Origin of the sequence: Cupriavidus sp. BIC8F (genome assembly GCF_032465815.1) — a bacterium.
Taxonomy (GTDB): domain Bacteria; phylum Pseudomonadota; class Gammaproteobacteria; order Burkholderiales; family Burkholderiaceae; genus Cupriavidus; species Cupriavidus necator.
The window spans coordinates 2,225,686-2,242,968 of the sequence record NZ_CP136094.1; the positions used below are offsets into that span (position 1 = coordinate 2,225,686).

Annotated in this window: 15 protein-coding genes; 14 read left to right on the forward strand and 1 reads right to left on the reverse strand. The window is 65.3% G+C overall.

The features are described from left to right. Positions 1–182: 182 nt before the first annotated feature. The 7 genes from gyrA (at position 183) to aroA (ending at position 9,599) form a co-directional block, all read left to right on the forward strand. Entirely contained in the window at positions 183–2,849 is a 2,667-nt protein-coding gene (gene gyrA, locus RS901_RS10385) for a DNA gyrase subunit A (protein WP_316148694.1), read from the forward strand. Between the two features lie 94 nt (positions 2,850–2,943). Next, positions 2,944–3,507 (forward strand): DUF2059 domain-containing protein, encoded by a 564-nt coding sequence (locus RS901_RS10390; protein WP_114132322.1) that lies wholly within the window; start codon positions 2,944–2,946, stop codon positions 3,505–3,507. A 160-nt stretch (positions 3,508–3,667) separates the two neighbouring features. Next, the gene (serC, locus tag RS901_RS10395) at positions 3,668–4,825 is read left to right on the forward strand and encodes a 3-phosphoserine/phosphohydroxythreonine transaminase (RefSeq protein ID WP_316148695.1); all 1,158 of its coding nucleotides are present in this window, start codon (positions 3,668–3,670) and stop codon (positions 4,823–4,825) included. Between the two features lie 108 nt (positions 4,826–4,933). Then, positions 4,934–6,082, forward strand: coding sequence for a prephenate dehydratase (gene pheA / locus RS901_RS10400; protein WP_114132320.1), 1,149 nt, complete (start codon positions 4,934–4,936; stop codon positions 6,080–6,082). Positions 6,083–6,110: 28 nt separating this feature from the next. Then, positions 6,111–7,238, forward strand: coding sequence for a histidinol-phosphate transaminase (gene hisC, locus RS901_RS10405; RefSeq protein WP_316148697.1), 1,128 nt, complete (start codon positions 6,111–6,113; stop codon positions 7,236–7,238). 118 nt (positions 7,239–7,356) lie between these two features. Next, complete coding sequence (locus RS901_RS10410) at positions 7,357–8,253, forward strand: prephenate dehydrogenase (protein WP_316148698.1); 897 nt, start codon at positions 7,357–7,359, stop codon at positions 8,251–8,253. 41 nt (positions 8,254–8,294) lie between these two features. Beyond that, a complete protein-coding gene (gene aroA, locus RS901_RS10415; RefSeq protein ID WP_316148699.1) occupies positions 8,295–9,599 on the forward strand; it encodes a 3-phosphoshikimate 1-carboxyvinyltransferase in 1,305 nt (434 codons plus the stop codon). Here aroA and RS901_RS10420 read toward each other — a convergent pair. Then, positions 9,596–9,832, reverse strand: a complete 237-nt coding sequence (locus RS901_RS10420) for a DUF2061 domain-containing protein (protein WP_316148700.1) — start codon at positions 9,830–9,832, stop codon at positions 9,596–9,598. The genes aroA and RS901_RS10420 overlap by 4 nt on opposite strands. 125 nt (positions 9,833–9,957) lie before the next feature. Here RS901_RS10420 and cmk point away from each other — a divergent pair, with 125 nt between their 5' ends. The 7 genes from cmk to rfaE1 all read left to right on the forward strand — a co-directional run bounded on the left by cmk (position 9,958) and on the right by rfaE1 (position 17,271). Next, on the forward strand, positions 9,958–10,626 hold the full coding sequence (gene cmk / locus RS901_RS10425; RefSeq protein WP_316148701.1) for a (d)CMP kinase: 669 nt from the start codon (positions 9,958–9,960) through the stop codon (positions 10,624–10,626). Positions 10,627–10,792: 166 nt separating this feature from the next. Next, entirely contained in the window at positions 10,793–12,487 is a 1,695-nt protein-coding gene (gene rpsA, locus RS901_RS10430) for a 30S ribosomal protein S1 (RefSeq protein WP_010812954.1), read from the forward strand. Positions 12,488–12,517: 30 nt separating this feature from the next. Next, a complete protein-coding gene (locus RS901_RS10435; RefSeq protein ID WP_316148702.1) occupies positions 12,518–12,937 on the forward strand; it encodes an integration host factor subunit beta in 420 nt (139 codons plus the stop codon). A gap of 297 nt (positions 12,938–13,234) precedes the next feature. Continuing rightward, entirely contained in the window at positions 13,235–13,579 is a 345-nt protein-coding gene (locus RS901_RS10440; protein WP_114132315.1) for a LapA family protein, read from the forward strand. A gap of 3 nt (positions 13,580–13,582) precedes the next feature. After that, positions 13,583–14,821, forward strand: coding sequence for a lipopolysaccharide assembly protein LapB (gene lapB, locus RS901_RS10445; RefSeq protein WP_316148703.1), 1,239 nt, complete (start codon positions 13,583–13,585; stop codon positions 14,819–14,821). 39 nt (positions 14,822–14,860) lie between these two features. Then, a complete protein-coding gene (locus tag RS901_RS10450) occupies positions 14,861–16,243 on the forward strand; it encodes a UDP-glucose/GDP-mannose dehydrogenase family protein (RefSeq protein ID WP_316148704.1) in 1,383 nt (460 codons plus the stop codon). Positions 16,244–16,323: 80 nt separating this feature from the next. Further along, on the forward strand, positions 16,324–17,271 hold the full coding sequence (rfaE1, locus tag RS901_RS10455) for a D-glycero-beta-D-manno-heptose-7-phosphate kinase (RefSeq protein ID WP_081623962.1): 948 nt from the start codon (positions 16,324–16,326) through the stop codon (positions 17,269–17,271). The last annotated feature ends 12 nt before the right edge of the window (positions 17,272–17,283 follow it).

The following is a 17,283-nucleotide window of genomic DNA, read 5'->3' on the forward strand; positions in this document are numbered from 1 at the left end:
GCATCAGGGATTCCGGGTTTCAGTCAGGGCCTCGGGAGGTGTGCGCAAGGGCTGTCCGGAGAGCGGGAGGCGGGGGGTGGCGGCATGTTAGAATGGCACGTTGCCCAGCCGTCAGGCGCCCTCTGTGCCGCGCGCTAAAGGGCCTGTCATTCGCTTAAACCTGCCGCATAAACCACGCCGCAATGGATCCATTCGCAAAAGAAACCCTTCCGGTCTCCCTCGAAGAGGAAATGCGCCGCTCCTATCTTGATTACGCCATGAGCGTGATCGTGGGCCGGGCGCTTCCTGATGTGCGGGACGGCCTGAAACCGGTGCACCGGCGCGTGCTGTTTGCGATGCACGAGCTCAACAACGACTGGAACCGGGCCTACAAGAAGTCGGCCCGTATCGTCGGTGATGTGATCGGTAAGTATCACCCGCACGGCGATACCGCAGTCTACGACACCATCGTCCGCATGGCGCAGAATTTCTCGCTGCGCTACATGCTGGTCGACGGCCAGGGCAATTTCGGTTCGGTCGACGGCGATAACGCCGCGGCCATGCGTTATACCGAAATCCGCCTGGCGAAAATCGCCCACGAGATGCTGTTCGACATCGACAAGGAAACCGTCGATTTCGACAGCAACTACGACGGCTCTGAAAAAGAGCCTTCGATTCTGCCGGCGCGTATTCCCAATCTGCTAATCAACGGTTCGTCCGGTATTGCGGTGGGCATGGCCACCAATATCCCGCCGCATAACCTGAATGAAATCGTTGACGGCTGCCTGCACCTGCTGCGCAACCCGCAGGCCACGGTGGATGAACTGATTGAATTGATTCCGGCGCCGGATTTTCCGACCGCCGGGATTATCTATGGCATCCAGGGCGTTCGCGAAGGCTATCGCACCGGCCGCGGCCGCGTGGTGATGCGGGCCAAGACGCACTTCGAGGACATCGACCGCGGCCAGCGCCAGGCCATCATCGTCGACGAGCTGCCCTACCAGGTCAACAAGCGCACCCTGCTTGAGCGCATCGCCGAACTGGTCACTGAAAAGAAGGTCGAGGGCATTTCCGACATCCGCGACGAGTCGGACAAGTCCGGCATGCGCGTGGTGATCGAGCTCAAGCGCAACGAGGTGCCTGAGGTTGTTCTCAACAACCTGTATAAGAACACCCAGCTGCAGGACACCTTCGGCATGAACATGGTGGCGCTGGTCGATCGCCAGCCGCGCCTGCTGAACCTGCGCCAGATGCTGGAGTACTTCCTGGCGCACCGCCGCGAAGTCGTCACCCGCCGCACCGTGTTCGAGCTGCGCAAGGCGCGCGAGCGCGGCCATGTGCTGGAAGGCCTGGCCGTGGCGCTGGCGAACATCGACGAATTCATCGCCATCATCAAGGCCGCACCGACTCCGCCGATCGCCAAGCAGGAACTGATGGCGAAGGCATGGGATTCGGCCCTGGTCCGCGACATGCTTGCACGCGCCGAAGGCGAGACGCCGGGCGGCCGCGCCTCCTATCGTCCCGACGGGCTGCCGCCGGTATTCGGCATGCAGGCGGACGGCCTGTACCGGCTGTCCGATGGCCAGGCGCAGGAAATCCTGCAGATGCGCCTGCAACGCCTCACCGGGCTCGAACAGGACAAGATCGTCCAGGAATATCGCGACATCATGGCGGTAATTGCCGACCTGCTGGATATCCTGGCCCGGCCGGAGCGTATTACTACCATCATCATCGACGAACTTACTGCGATCCGCGCCGAATTTGGCGATGAACGCCGTTCGCAGATCGAGATGAACGCGACCGAGCTGGACACCGAAGACCTGATCACCCCGCAGGATATGGTGGTTACGCTGTCGCACAGCGGCTATATGAAGAGCCAGCCGATCTCCGAGTACCGCGCGCAAAAGCGCGGCGGACGCGGCAAGCAGGCGGCAGCGACGAAGGAAGACGACTGGATCGACACGCTGTTCGTGGCCAATACCCACGACTACATCCTGTGCTTCTCCAACCGCGGCCGGCTCTACTGGCTGAAGGTCTACGAGGTGCCGCAGGGTTCGCGCAACTCGCGCGGGCGCCCGATCGTCAACATGTTCCCGCTGTCCGAAGGCGAGAAGATCAATGTGATCCTGCCGGTCAAGCAGTTTGACGCCGAGCACTTCATCTTCATGGCCACCGCCCGCGGCACGGTCAAGAAGACCGCGCTGACCGAGTTCTCCAATCCGCGCAAGGCTGGCATCATCGCGGTCGACCTGGACGAGGGCGACTACCTGATCGGCGCGGCCGTGACCGATGGCCAGCACGATGTGATGCTGTTCTCCGACGCCGGCAAGGCGGTGCGCTTCGACGAGAACGACGTGCGTCCGATGGGCCGCCAGGCGCGCGGCGTGCGCGGCATGAACCTTGAAGACGGCCAGACCGTGATCGCCATGCTGGTGGCGCCGGCCGAGACCGCCGAAGAGGCTGAGGCGGGCATGCGCGGCAGCGTGCTGACCGCGACCGAGAACGGCTACGGCAAGCGTACCCCCATTGCTGAGTACACTCGACACGGCCGCGGCACCAAGGGCATGATTGCGATCCAGACGAGCGAGCGCAATGGCCGTGTGGTGGCGGCAGCACTGGTTTCGCCCGAGGACGAGATCATGCTGATCACCACCGGTGGCGTACTGATCCGTACCCGCGTGGCCGAAATCCGCGAAATGGGCCGCGCCACGCAGGGTGTCACGCTGATCAACGTTGACGAAGGCACCAAGTTGTCCGGGCTGCAGCGCATCGTCGAAAGTGATGCCGACAACGGCGCCGGTGGCGAAGAGGCTGAAGATGCCGACGGCGCAGAAGGTGCTGCCGGGGCCGACGCGGACGCCAATCCGTAAGACAAATCGTAAATTGTTGCAACAATAGGACGCCAGCCGGAACTCGCCTCGCGGCTGTCCGGACTAAAACGGACGTATTTACCAGGGAGTCACAATGCTCAAAACCTATCGACGTATCGCAATTCTGGCTGCTTTCGTTCCGACCTTCATGATGGCGCAGCATGCCCACGCGCAGGATGCGGAAAAGACAGCAGCCATCAAGGAACTGCTTTCCGTCATGCAGGCAGACCAGGCCGTCAAGGGCCAGGCCGAAAACTGGCAGCAAGGCGCCAAGCAGGAAGCTCCGCTGGTGCTGGAACAAGTGCTGGTCGAGAATAAGACCCTGAACGACAAGCAGAAGCAGGCCGCTGTCGAAAAGCTGAAGAAGAACGGCGCGGTCCAGCGCATGGTTGATGGTGCCGGTTCGGCGTTCAGCACTGATGGCTTCCGCAAGGACGCGATTCAGGCGCACTACGATGCCTTTGGCAAGTACTACTCGACGGCGGAACTCAAGGACCTGACCACCTTTCTGAAGTCGCCGACCGGCCAGAAGTTCATGGCCAACCAGGGCAAGGCGACCCAGGAGATCTGGGGCTCGATGATGCAGAAGTACGGCCCGCAGGTCGGCAAGTCGATGCGCGACGCCGCCGAGAAGGAAATCACCGCAGCTTCGAAGTGATGCTGGCGTGATCCGCGACTGAATCAGACCGCCGCCCGCCTGCAGCCTTGCAGGCCGGTGCGGCACCGGGGCCAGGCCCCGGGTGCCCAACGGGGCGCGGGTTTTGAGGGATAATGGCTGCTTGGGTAACACCGGCAGCCATTTTTCCATTCTCCGTCTCATGAACGATCCCCAGAATCCCGCTCTTGCCGGCATGATGCAGCGTGCATTGGCCGAACGCGTCTACAACTTCTCGCCCGGTCCGGCTGTGCTGCCTGCCGAAGTGCTGCAACAGGCTGCCGAGGAGATGCTGTCCTGGCGCGGGACCGGGGTTTCGGTGATGGAGATGAGCCACCGTAGCCGCGAGTTCGAAGGCATCCAGGCTGAAGCGATCGCGGACCTGCGCGAACTGCTGCATATTCCGTCCAACTTCCATGTGCTGTTCCTGCAGGGCGGCGCCATCGGCGAGAACGGCATCGTGCCGCTGAACCTGATGCGCCTGCGCAGCGCCGACGCGCCCAAGGCTGACTTTGTCGTCACCGGCACCTGGTCGGTCAAGACCGAGCAGGAAGCCCGCCGCTATGGCGCGGTCAATATCGCGGCCACCAGCGAGGCGCAGAAATTCCACCGCATCCCCGAAGTCGCGGACTGGAAGCTGTCGGACGATGCCGGCTACGTGCACCTGTGCACCAACGAAACCATCGTCGGCGTGGAGTTCCAGGACATTCCCGATATCGGCCAGGTCAAGGGCGACCGCATCGTGGTTGCGGACGCATCCAGCCATATCCTGTCGCGCCCGATCGACTGGTCGCGCGTGCAGGTGGTCTACGGCGGCGCGCAGAAGAATATCGGCCCGGCCGGCGTCACCATCGTGATCGTGCGCGACGACCTGATCGGCCATGCCCACCCGCTGTGCCCGTCGGCATTCAACTGGCGCCTGGTGGCCGAGCACAACTCGATGTACAACACGCCGCCGACCTATGCGATCTATATCGCCGGCCTGGTCTTCAAATGGCTCAAGCGCCAGGGCGGCGTGCCCGCGATCGAGCAGCGCAATATCGCCAAGGCGTCGGCGCTGTACAACTACCTGGACCAGAGCGATTTCTATCGCAACGAGATCCATCCGAGCTGCCGCTCGCGCATGAACGTGCCGTTCTTCCTGGGCGACGAATCGCGCAATGAGGCGTTCCTGCAGCAGGCGCGGGCCAACGGCCTGGTGCAGCTCAAGGGACACAAGACCGTGGGCGGCATGCGCGCCAGCATCTATAACGCGATGTCGCTGGAAGGCGTGATGGCGCTGGTCGATTTCATGCGCGAGTTCGAGCGTACGTCCGCCTGACGCGCATTCCCGCTAGCTGCCCGCGCACGTCAGGCACAGTGCGCCGGCAGGCAGCGGTCAGTTTTTCTCCGGCCGCCGCGCCCCGGCGGCCCACCGGATTCATACAAAATGACAAGCCAAGACCGCACCCCAGCGCGCGAGGAGACGCCGCCCAACGACAACCACCTGAGCGAAGCCGAGCGCAAGCTGTCGGTCGAGCTCAGCCCGCTGCGCGAGCAGATCGACACCGTTGACCGCGAGCTGCTGGCGATGCTGAACCGCCGCGCCAAGCTGGCGCTCGAGGTCGGCGAGGTCAAGAAGAAGTACGGCGCGCCGGTGTTCCGCCCGGAGCGCGAGCTGCAGGTGATCCGCAAGGTGCAGGGTGCCAACCCCGGCCCGCTGCTGGGCGAAAGCGTGGCGGCGATCTGGCGCGAGGTGATGTCCGCCTGCCGCGGGCTGGAAAAGCCGTTGGAAGTGGCTTTCCTCGGCCCGGCCGGCACGTTCTCCGAGCAGGCGCTGTATGCGCACTTCGGCCATGAGGTGTCGGGCGTGCCTTGCCCGAGCATCGACGAGGTGTTTCGTGCCGTCGAGGCGGGCACGGTCGAGTACGGCGTGGTGCCGGTCGAGAATTCCACTGAGGGCGCGGTGTCGCGCACGCTCGACCTGTTCCTGCAGACCTCGCTGAAGATCAGCGGCGAGATCGCGCTCAAGGTGCACCACAACCTGATGGCATCCACGCCCGACATGCAGGGCGTCACGGTGGTGCGCGCGCATGCGCAGGCACTGGCGCAGTGCCAGCACTGGCTGACCGCCAACTATCCACACCTGGAGCGCCAGGCGGTGTCGAGCAATGCCGAGGCCGCGCGCATGGCAAGCGAAGACCCGACCGTGGCTGCGATTGCCGGCGAGTCCGCCGCCAACCGCTATCACCTGCATATCGTGCGCACGCATATCCAGGACGATCCGCACAACCGCACGCGCTTTGCCGTGATCGGCCGCTATGAGACCGAGCCGTCGGGCAGCGACCAGACCTCGATGATCCTGTCGGTGCCCAACAAGGCGGGCGCGGTGTACCAGTTGCTGGCGCCGCTGGCGGAGAACGGCGTGTCGATGTGCCGCTTCGAGTCGCGCCCGGCGCGCAGCGGCGCGTGGGAGTACTACTTCTACGTCGATGTGGAAGGGCACCAGCATGAGCCGGCAGTGGCGCGAGCCATCGAAGAACTGCGCCGCAACGCGGCCTACCTGAAGGTGCTGGGCTCGTATCCGTCGAGCAAGTAAGGCAGCCAGGCAAGAACAAGGAGACGAGATGGCAGAGCAGGGTAAGCAAGGCGGCACGGTGTTCGGACCCGGCTATGTGCGGGCGATTTCGCCGTACGTGGCCGGCAAGCCGATTTCGGAAGTCGCGCGCGAGTTCGGCCTGGACGAGGCCGGCATCGTCAAGCTCGCCTCCAATGAGAATCCGCTTGGCATGCCCGAGTCGGCCCGCCGCGCGGTGGCCGATGCGGTGGCTGAACTCGGCCGCTACCCGGATTCCAACGGCTTTGCGCTGAAGGGCGCGCTGTCGGCGCGCTTCGGCGTGCCCGCCGACTGGCTGACGCTGGGCAATGGCAGCAACGACATCCTGGAGCTGGCCGCGCATGCGCTGGTGGAGCCGGGCCAGTCGATCGTCTATGCCGAGTACTCGTTCGCGGTCTACGCGCTGGCCACGCAGGAGATCGGTGCACGCGCCATCGAAGTGCCCGCGCGCGACTACGGCCATGACCTGGAGGCGATGGCCGCGGCGATCGCGCCGGATACCCGCCTGGTCTTTATCGCCAACCCGAACAACCCGACCGGCACGTTCGTGCCGGCGGCGCAGATCGAAGCCTTCATACAGCGGGTGCCGGCCAGCGTGGTGGTGGTGCTGGACGAGGCGTACAACGAATACCTGGATGCGGACCAGCAATACGATTCGCTCGCCTGGGTGCGCCGCTATCCGAACCTGATGGTGTCGCGCACGTTCTCCAAGGCCTATGGCCTGGCGGGCCTGCGCATCGGCTACGCGGTGGCGCAACCGGAGTTGTCGGACTTGCTGAACCGCATCCGCCAGCCGTTCAACGTCAACAGCGTGGCGCAGGCGGCGGCCATCGCCGCGCTGGGCGATGCCGATTTCCTGCGCCGCAGCGCCGAGCTGAACCGTGCCGGCAAGCGCCAGCTGACCGATGCCTTCGACCGGCTTGGGCTGGAATACGTGCCGTCGTCCGGCAACTTCGTGATGGTGCGCGTGGGCGATGACGACGGCGCCGGCGCGCGCGTCAACCTGGCGTTGCTGAAGCAGGGCGTGATCGTGCGGCCGGTGGGCAACTACAACCTGCCGCGCTGGCTGCGCGTCACCATCGGCCTGGCCGAGGAGAACGCGGCCTTCATCGCGGCGCTGGAGCGGGCGCTGGCGTGAGCGCGGCTACAATCGCGGCGTTCCGCAGCGTGTAGCGGCGGGCTGCTTGCCTGCCGCTTTGCCAATCATCGATTTACCTCGGCCTGGTCCGAGCCACTGCCCCTAGCGGCCTGAGATTGTGAGTGCATTGCATTTTTCCCGTGTTGTCATTGTCGGTGTCGGCCTGATCGGCGGCTCGCTCGCGCTGGCGCTCAAGCGCGCCGGCGTGGTGGGCACGGTGGTCGGGGTGGGGCGCTCGCCGGCGTCGCTGCAGAAGGCGCTGGATCTTGGGGTGATCGACGAGGCCGCGACGCTGGCGGATGCCGCGCGCGGCGCCAGCGTGATCGTGCTGTGCGCGCCGGTGGCGCAGAACTTTGCGCTGCTGCACGCGCTGGAGCCGCACCTGCAGCCGGGCACTATCGTCACCGATGCCGGCAGCACCAAGTCAGACGTGATCATGGCGGCCAAGACGGCGCTGGGCGACAAGGTCGCGCAGTTCGTGCCGGCACACCCGATCGCCGGACGCGAGCTCAATGGCGTGGAGGCGGCGCTGCCGGACCTGTACGCTGGCAAGAAGACCGTGCTGTGCCCGCTGCAGGAAAACTCGCGCGCCGATGTCGCCGCGGTGCGCGCCATGTGGGAAAGCGCCGGCGCAGAATGCCACGTGATGTCGGCGGTGCAGCACGACGCGGTGTTCGCCGCGGTCAGCCACCTGCCGCACGTGCTGTCGTACGCGCTGGTGGCGCAGGTCGCCAATGCGGAAGATGCGGCGCTGAAGCTGGGCTTCGCCGGTGGCGGCTTCCGCGATTTCACGCGCATCGCGGCCTCGTCGCCGGAGATGTGGCGCGATATCTGCGTGGCCAACCGCGACGCGCTGCTGCGTGAGCTGAATACCTACCAGTCGGTGCTGGCGCACCTGAAGGCGCAGATCGAGAAGGGCGACGGCGACGCGCTCGAACGCATCTTCGCGCGCGCCAGCAAGACCCGGCTGGCCTGGGGCGCAGAGCGTGCCGCGGGCAACCATACCGAACCCTGAACCAATCGCCTGACCGCGGCGCCCCGGCGCCCACGAAAACCATGGAACACCTGACGCTAGGCCCCCTGACCCGCGCCACCGGCACCGTCCGGCTGCCGGGCTCGAAGAGCATCTCCAACCGCGTGCTGCTGCTGGCCGCACTGGCCAATGGCGAGACCCGCGTGCGCGACCTGCTCGATTCGGACGATACCCGCGTGATGCTGCAGGCGCTGCGCACGCTGGGCGTGGCCTGGCGGCAGGAGGGCGCCGACTATATCGTCACCGGCGCCGGCGGCAACTTCCCGAACAAGTCGGCCGAGCTGTTCATGGGCAATGCCGGCACGGCGATCCGCCCGCTCACCGCTGCGCTGGCGCTGCAGGGCGGCAGCTACAAGCTGTCGGGCGTGCCGCGCATGCATGAGCGGCCAATCGGCGACCTGGTCGACGGCTTGCGCCAGGTGGGCGCCGTGATCGACTACCTGGGCAATGAAGGCTTTCCGCCGCTGCATATCCAGCCGGCCGGTATCCGCATCGATGCGCCGATCCGCGTGCGCGGCGATGTGTCGAGCCAGTTCCTGACCGCGCTGCTGATGAGCCTGCCGATGGCGCAATCCGACAGCGGCCGCATCGAGATCGAGGTGGTGGGCGAGCTGATCTCCAAGCCGTATATCGAGATCACGCTGAACCTGCTGGCGCGCTTCGGCATCCAGGCGGAACGCCAGGGCTGGGAACGCTTCGTGCTGCCGGCCGGTGCCACTTACCGCTCGCCGGGCGAGATCTTTGTCGAGGGCGATGCGTCGTCTGCTTCTTATTTCCTGGCGGCCGGTGCGATCGGCGGCGGCCCGGTCCGGGTGGAAGGCGTGGGCATGGCCAGCATCCAGGGCGATGTGCGCTTCGCCGAGGCGCTCAACCGCATGGGCGCCAATGTGATGGCCGGCGACAACTGGATCGAAGTGCGCGGCACGGAACGCGACGACGGGCGCCTGCACGGCATCGAACTGGACTGCAACCATATCCCCGATGCGGCGATGACGCTGGCGGTGGCGGCGCTGTTTGCCGAAGGCACGACCACGCTGACCAATATCGCCAGCTGGCGCGTCAAGGAAACGGACCGTATCGCGGCGATGGCGACGGAACTGCGCAAGCTCGGCGCAGTCGTGGAAGAAGGGGCAGACTACCTGCGGGTGACGCCGCCGCAGCCTTGGCAGACTCCGGCCGAAGGCATTGGCACCTATGATGACCATCGCATGGCGATGTGCTTCTCGCTGGCGGCCTTCGGGCCGCTGCCGGTGCGGATCAATGATCCGGGCTGTGTGGCGAAGACGTTCCCGGATTACTTCAGCGTGTTTGCGGGCGTGACCGGCTAAGCGCTGGCCAGGTTGGCGTTGTCGGGCTGCGCCGGGGCGTGGTCGCGGGCAGCCCCGGCCTGGCGGCGCTCGCGCTTCTCCCAGTAGCGATCGAAGAAGTAATGGGCCACGGTATTGACGGCCGGTTCGATGAAGGTGATGGCACCGCTGATGGCGAGGCTGCCGGTCAGCGCATACGTCACGCTGAACGCGATGCTGAGGTGCATGATGCCGAACGTCAGGGTTTTTGCCATGGTAGATTGCCTCGCGACTGGACGGAAAGGGCACCGTGCTGCGGCTTCGGTGAAGTGCCATGAATCAAATGATAATGATTCTCAGTTGAATTCACAATCAATCGTTTCTCTTGGTTTTATAAACAATGACTATCGTCAACGTCATCGCCATTGACGGGCCGACTGCCTCGGGCAAGGGCACTGTCGCGCACAAGGTCGCGGATGCCGTGGGCTTTCACTTGCTCGACAGCGGCGCCCTGTACCGGCTCGTGGCGCTGGCCAGCGACCGCGCCGGGATTGACCTGGCGGACGTGGACGCCCTTGCAAGAATCGCTTCCCGCCTCGATGTGAAGTTCGGCCCTGACCGCGTCTGGCTGCAAGGCGAGGAAGTCAGCCTGGCAATCCGCGCCGAGGCGATCGGCAACCGGGCCTCGGCCATCGCCGTGCACCAGCCGGTGCGCGATGCGCTGACCCAGCTGCAGCGCAGCTTCCGCAAGCTGCCGGGGCTGGTGGCCGACGGCCGCGACATGGGCACCGTGATCTTCCCGGATGCGCCGCTCAAGGTGTTCCTGACCGCAAGTGTTGAGGCGCGCGCTCGCAGGCGCTATAAACAATTGATTGATAAGGGAATTTCTGCTAATATTGAAGACCTTTTGCGTGACCTTGAAGCGCGCGATGTACGGGATCGCACCCGCACTGCCGCGCCGCTTCGTCCCGCCGAGGATGCAAAGCTGCTGGATACCTCCGATATGACGGTGGACCAGGCAGTGGCGCAGGTGCTGGAGTGGTTTGCCGCTGTGCGGCCCGATGCATGAGATGCATGCGGGCGCATCAGTAGAAGCGGCGTACCCCGACGGCACCAGATAGCGCCAGCCCGGGCAAGACTTGTGGCTGGCTTGTGTCAAACCTGACCCCGCTGCACTGGCAGACTGAGCGCGATAGTCGCGCCGGCCAGCGTACTGCGGATTTCACCTTACGTTTATGTCCGACCTGCAAACTAACGAATCCTTTGCCGCACTGTTCGAGGAATCCGTCGCCCGCTCCAATATGAAGGCTGGCGAAGTGATCTCCGCTGAAGTCGTGCGCATCGACCACAATTTCGTGGTCGTCAATGCCGGCCTCAAGTCCGAGGCATTCGTGCCGGTGGAGGAGTTCCTGAACGACCAGGGCGAACTCGAAGTGCAGGCCGGCGACTACGTCTCCGTGGCCATCGATGCGCTCGAGAACGGCTATGGCGACACCATCCTCTCCCGCGACAAGGCCAAGCGCCTGGCATCGTGGCTGAACCTCGAGAAGGCGCTGGAAGACGGCGAAATTATCTCGGGTACCGTGACCGGCAAGGTCAAGGGCGGCCTGACGGTGATGGTCAACGGCATCCGCGCGTTCCTGCCGGGTTCGCTGGTTGACGTGCGCCCGATCAAGGACACCACCCCGTACGAAGGCAAGACCCTGGAATTCAAGGTCATCAAGCTGGATCGCAAGCGCAACAACGTGGTGCTGTCGCGCCGCGCCGTGGTCGAAGCGACCCTGGGCGAAGAGCGCCAGAAGCTGATGGAAACCCTGAAGGAAGGTGCCATCGTCAACGGTATCGTCAAGAACATCACCGACTACGGCGCGTTCGTGGACCTGGGTGGCATTGACGGCCTGCTGCACATCACCGACCTGGCCTGGCGCCGTGTCCGCCACCCGAGCGAAGTGCTGTCGGTTGGCCAGGAAATCACCGCCAAGATCCTCAAGTTCGACCAGGAAAAGAACCGCGTCTCGCTGGGCGTGAAGCAGCTGGGCGAAGATCCGTGGGTCGGCATCTCGCGCCGCTACCCGCAAGGCACCCGCCTGTTCGGTAAGGTGACCAACCTGACCGACTACGGCGCGTTCGTCGAGATCGAAGCCGGCATCGAAGGCCTGGTGCACGTGTCGGAAATGGACTGGACCAACAAGAACGTTGCTCCGTCCAAGGTTGTCCAGCTGGGCGACGAAGTCGAGGTCATGGTGCTGGATATCGACGAAGACAAGCGTCGTATCAGCCTGGGCATGAAGCAGTGCAAGGCCAACCCGTGGGACGATTTCTCGCGTAACCACAAGAAGGGCGACAAGCTGGCCGGCCAGATCAAGTCGATCACCGACTTCGGCGTGTTCATTGGCCTGCCGGGCGGCATCGACGGCCTGGTGCACCTGTCCGACCTGTCGTGGCAAGAGACTGGCGAAGAAGCGGTGCGCAAGTACAAGAAGGGCGACGAAGTCGAAGCCGTGGTCCTTGGCATCGACGTCGACAAGGAGCGCATCTCGCTGGGCATCAAGCAGCTGTCGGGCGATCCGTTCAACAACTTCATCTCGGCCAACGACAAGGGTTCGCTGGTTCAGGGCACCATCAAGGCCGTTGACGCCAAGGGCGCCGTGGTCCAGCTGGCTGACGATGTGGAAGGCTACCTGCGTGCATCGGAAATCTCCGCTGACCGCGTGGAAGACGCCCGCAACGTGCTGAAGGAAGGCGAGCAGATCACCGCCCTGGTGGTGAACGTCGACCGCAAGTCGCGCAACATCAACCTGTCGATCAAGGCCAAGGACAGCGCAGAGCAGCAAGAAGCGATGCAAAAGTTCCAGGCTGACACCGGCACGGCTGGCACGACCAACCTCGGCGCCCTGCTGAAGGCCAAGCTCGGCCAGGACAACCAGTAATCGCAGGCCCCCGCGCTTGCGCGTATGCCCATGACCAAGTCGGAGCTCGTCGAAAAACTGGCTGCCCGCTTCCCCCAGCTGCTGCTGCGGGACGCGGACATCTCGGTCAAAACGATACTCGACGCGATGTCCGAGGCGCTGGCCGACGGCCATCGCATCGAGATCCGCGGATTCGGCAGTTTTGGTCTGAACAAGCGTCCGCCTCGCGTGGGGCGCAATCCCAAGTCCGGCGAGCGTGTGCTGGTGCCCGAGAAACGGGTGCCGCACTTCAAGGCGGGCAAGGAATTGCGCGAACGGGTTGACCGTAGCCAGCCGGTGCCTGCGGGCGTCAATGGCAACGGCCATTCCGGCGGCGCGGTGCAAGCCGCGCCGGGCAAGGCTGGCCAGGGTGCGGCTCCCGCCACACCGGCGGGATTGCATGAGAGCGGGCTGAATTTTGTCCGCTCTTGATTGTCCGGGCTTTGCCTGCTGCTTGTGTTGTCTGAGAAAAGCGCCCTGTTGGGGCGCTTTTTCTATTTCTGCCGGCCTCGCGAGCGTGCCGATGCAGGTGCCGCATCGTGCCCAAGCGCTTTGCCAGCGTCTGACGGCGGCGCCGCATCAGACCCCGTCAGGGCCGCAGTCAGGGCCGCGTTAGCGCCCGGTTACCGATTAGGTGAAGTGTATCCGTTACAATGCCGGGGTCTTAGCCGGACCTCGCGCGAGTGCGCCGGTGCCGCTTCCACGTCACGCTGACACTCTGCCAACCGCATGAAACTGTTCGCCTGGATCGTCCGTATCGTCGTATTCGTGCTGCTGTTCGTGCTGGCGCTGCGCAATACCGCCGAAGCCTCGCTGCAGCTGTTCTTCAATGCCGTCTGGCATGCGCCGCTGATCCTGATCCTGTTCGCCGCCTTCGTGCTGGGCGCGGTGGCGGCACTGGCATCGGTCGCGCCCGGGTTGATGCGCCAGCGCATGGAGGTGGCGAAGCTGCGCCGCGCGGCCGCGGAGGCGCAGGCACCGGCGTCCGCCGCAGCCGCAGCGTCGTCGGCGGCCGCATCCGCGCCGCGTGACGGCAAGCCTGTTCCCTATAACGTAGTCGGCCCGAAAGTCTGATCCATGATGTTTGAAACCTGGTGGCTGCTGGCGCTGCCACTTGTCTTTGGCCTTGGCTGGATGGCGGCGCGTTTCGACGTGCGCCAGCTCATCAGCGAACAGGGTGCCTTGCCGCGCTCGTACTTCAAGGGCCTCAATTTCCTGCTCAACGAGCAACCCGACCAGGCCATCGATGCCTTTATCGAGGTGGCCCGGCTGGACCCGGAAACCACCGAGCTGCATTTTGCGCTGGGCGCGCTGTTCCGCCGCCGCGGCGAAACCGAGCGCGCCATCCGCGTGCATCAGAACCTGGCGACCCGCCCCGACCTGCCCGAGCCCGAGCGCGAGCATGCCTTGTTTGAACTGGGCGAGGACTTCCTGCGCGCCGGGCTGTTGGACCGTGCCGAGGAATCGCTGCGCCGGCTGATGTCGGGCCCGTACGCGGCGTCGGCCAAGCGCGTGCTGCTTGAGCTCTATGAAGTGGAAAAGGAGTGGCAGAAGGCGATCGAGGCCGCGCGCGAACTGCAGACGCTGGAGCAGACGAGCTACAGCCTGCAGATTGCCCAGTTCTGCTGCGAGTTGGCGCAGGACGCGCTGCAGCGCAAGCGCCCCGAAGATGCGGTGAAGTGGCTGAACCAGGCCGTTGCCGAGAATCCTGCCAACGTGCGCGCCCCGATCCTGCTGGGCGACGTGGCAGCGGCCGCGGGCGACGCCCGCGCGGCGCTTGGCCACTGGCTTGGCATCGAACGGCAGGATGCATCCTTCCTGCCGCTGGTGGCGGACCGCGTGGTCAAGGCCTACGCCAGCCTGCAAGAGGGGGGCGCCGCGCTGGAATGGCTGCGCGGCCTGCTCAAGGGCAAGCTGGCGCCGGAGGTGCTCGATACCGCCTACAAGGCAGAACTGGACGTGAACGGCCCGGAAGCCGCCGCGCGCCTGATGCGCGAGCAGCTGCGCCGCCAGCCCACGCTGCTGGCGCTGACCAAGTATTTCGAGGCGCAGGCGGCGGTGGCCGCGGCCGGCGCCCCGTCCGCGCAGCCGGCGGGTGCCGATGCCCCGGCAGAGGGTGCCGAGGGCGCCGACGGCAACAACGAGCAAGCGCAGGAAACCACGGCCATCCGTGACCTGCTGCAGCTGCGCACGCGCAACCTCGCGCGCTATACCTGCCGCGAGTGCGGCTTCCGCGCCCGGCTTTTCTATTGGCAATGCCCGGGATGCAACCGCTGGGAAACCTACGCCCCGCGACGCTCCGAGACGCTCGGCTGATCCCGGGCGGTCCTGTGCAAACAGAATTGAATTAACGCTATGAAAGTCACCATCATCGGCAGCGGCTATGTCGGCCTTGTCACCGGCGCCTGCCTGGCGGAACTTGGCAATGACGTGTTCTGCCTGGACCTGGACGAGCAGAAGATCGCGCTGCTTAACGCGGGCGGCGTGCCGATCTACGAGCCGGGCCTGCAGGAACTGATCCAGCGCAACCGTGCCGCCGGGCGGCTGACCTTTTCCACCGACGTGGCGGCCAGTGTCGAGCACGCCGACGTGCAGTTCATCGCCGTGGGCACGCCCCCGGACGAAGACGGCTCTGCCGACCTGAAGTACGTGTTGGCGGCGGCGCGCAATATCGGCCGCCATATGACCGGCTTCAAGGTCGTGGTCGACAAGTCCACGGTACCGGTGGGCACCGGCGACCGCGTGGCCGCCGCGATCCGCGAGGAGCTGGTTGCGCGCAGCCTGGAAGACCTGCAGTTCTCGGTCGTGTCGAACCCCGAGTTCCTGAAAGAGGGCGCCGCGGTCGAGGACTTCATGCGCCCGGACCGCATCGTGCTGGGCTGCAACGCCGACGTCGCCGGCCGCCACGCGCAGGCCACCATGCGCCAGCTTTACGCGCCGTTCAACCGGCACCACGAGCGCACCTTCTACATGGACGTGCGCTCGGCCGAGTTCACCAAGTACGCGGCCAATTCGATGCTGGCCACGCGCATCTCGTTCATGAACGAGCTGGCCAACCTGGCCGACGAGGTTGGCGCCGATATCGAACTCGTGCGCATGGGCATCGGTTCGGACCCGCGCATCGGCTACAGCTTCCTGTATGCCGGCGCCGGCTATGGCGGTTCATGCTTTCCCAAGGACGTGCAGGCGCTGATGCGCACTGCCGCCGATCATGGCAAGCCGATGCGCGTACTGGAGGCGGTGGAAACGGTCAACGGCGCGCAGAAGCGCGTGCTGGGCGACAAGGTTGTGCGCCGCTTCGGCGATGACCTGACCGGCCGCACCTTTGCCGTGTGGGGCCTGGCCTTCAAGCCCAACACCGACGACATGCGCGAGGCGCCGTCGCGGGTGCTGGCGCGCGAACTGGTGTCGCGCGGCGCGTCGCTGCGCATGCACGACCCGGTGTCGATGGCCGAAGCCCGGCGCGTGCTGGATGCCGACCTGGCCGACCTGCCGGGCGGCGCCGCGCGCGTGAGTTTCCACGAGAACCAGATGGATGCGCTGGACGGCGCCGACGCGCTGGTGATCGTGACGGAATGGAAGGTGTTCCGCAGCCCCGATTTCGGCCAGATCAAGCGGCGCCTGAAGACCCCGGTGATCTTCGACGGGCGCAACCTGTATGAGCCCGAGGCCATGGTCGAGAACGGCGTGGAGTACCACGCCATCGGCCGCCCGACCCGGCCGGCCGTGAACGAATGAGGCGCCGGCGGGTCAACGGACTCATCAACCGATAAGCTATCGCGACGGCTGCGGCCTTCGCGATATTGCCAAGGATCTTCATGAACAAGACCGTCATTCCGCAGGAGCAGATCCGGCAGTCCCATATCCTGGTGGTTGGCGACATGATGCTGGACCGCTACTGGTTCGGCGATGTGGAACGCATCTCGCCGGAAGCGCCGGTGCCGGTGGTGCAGGTCAAGCGCAGCGACGAGCGCCTGGGCGGCGCCGCCAATGTGGCCCGCAATGCCGCGGCGCTGGGCGCACGCGTGGGCATGCTGGGCGTGGTCGGCGACGACGAGCCGGCCCGCACGCTCGAAACGCTGCTGGGCGAGAGCCACGTGCAGCCCTACCTGCACCGCGATCCCAAGCTCAACACCACCATCAAGCTGCGCGTGGTGGCGCACCAGCAGCAGTTGCTGCGCGTGGATTTCGAGAGCGCGCCGGCGCATGAAGTGCTGGCCGCGGTACAGGACCGCTTCCTGGCCCTGATCAACGACTACCAGGTGCTGGTGCTGTCCGATTACGGCAAAGGCGGCCTGACCCACGTCACGCGCATGATCGACGCCAGCCGCGCGGCCGGGCGCAAGGTGCTGATCGACCCCAAGGGCGACGACTACTCGCGCTACCGCGGCGCCACCCTGATCACCCCCAACCGGGCCGAGATGCGTGCCGTGGTCGGCGCCTGGAAGACCGAGGCCGACCTGACCATCCGTGCGCAGAACCTGCGCCGCGGGCTGCAGTTGGAGGCACTGCTGCTGACGCGCTCGGAAGAGGGCATGACGCTCTACACCGAGGCCGAGGTGCTGCACGTCTCCGCCCAGGCGCGCGAGGTCTATGATGTATCGGGTGCGGGCGATACCGTGATCGCCACGCTCGCCACCATGCTGGGTGCCGGCGTGCCGCTCAAGGAAGCCGTGCAGCATGCCAATCGTGCCGGCGCCATCGTGGTGGGCAAGCTTGGTACCGCCGTCGTCTCCTATTCTGAATTGTTCGGCGCTGCCCCGTGAGGCGTGGCGCCC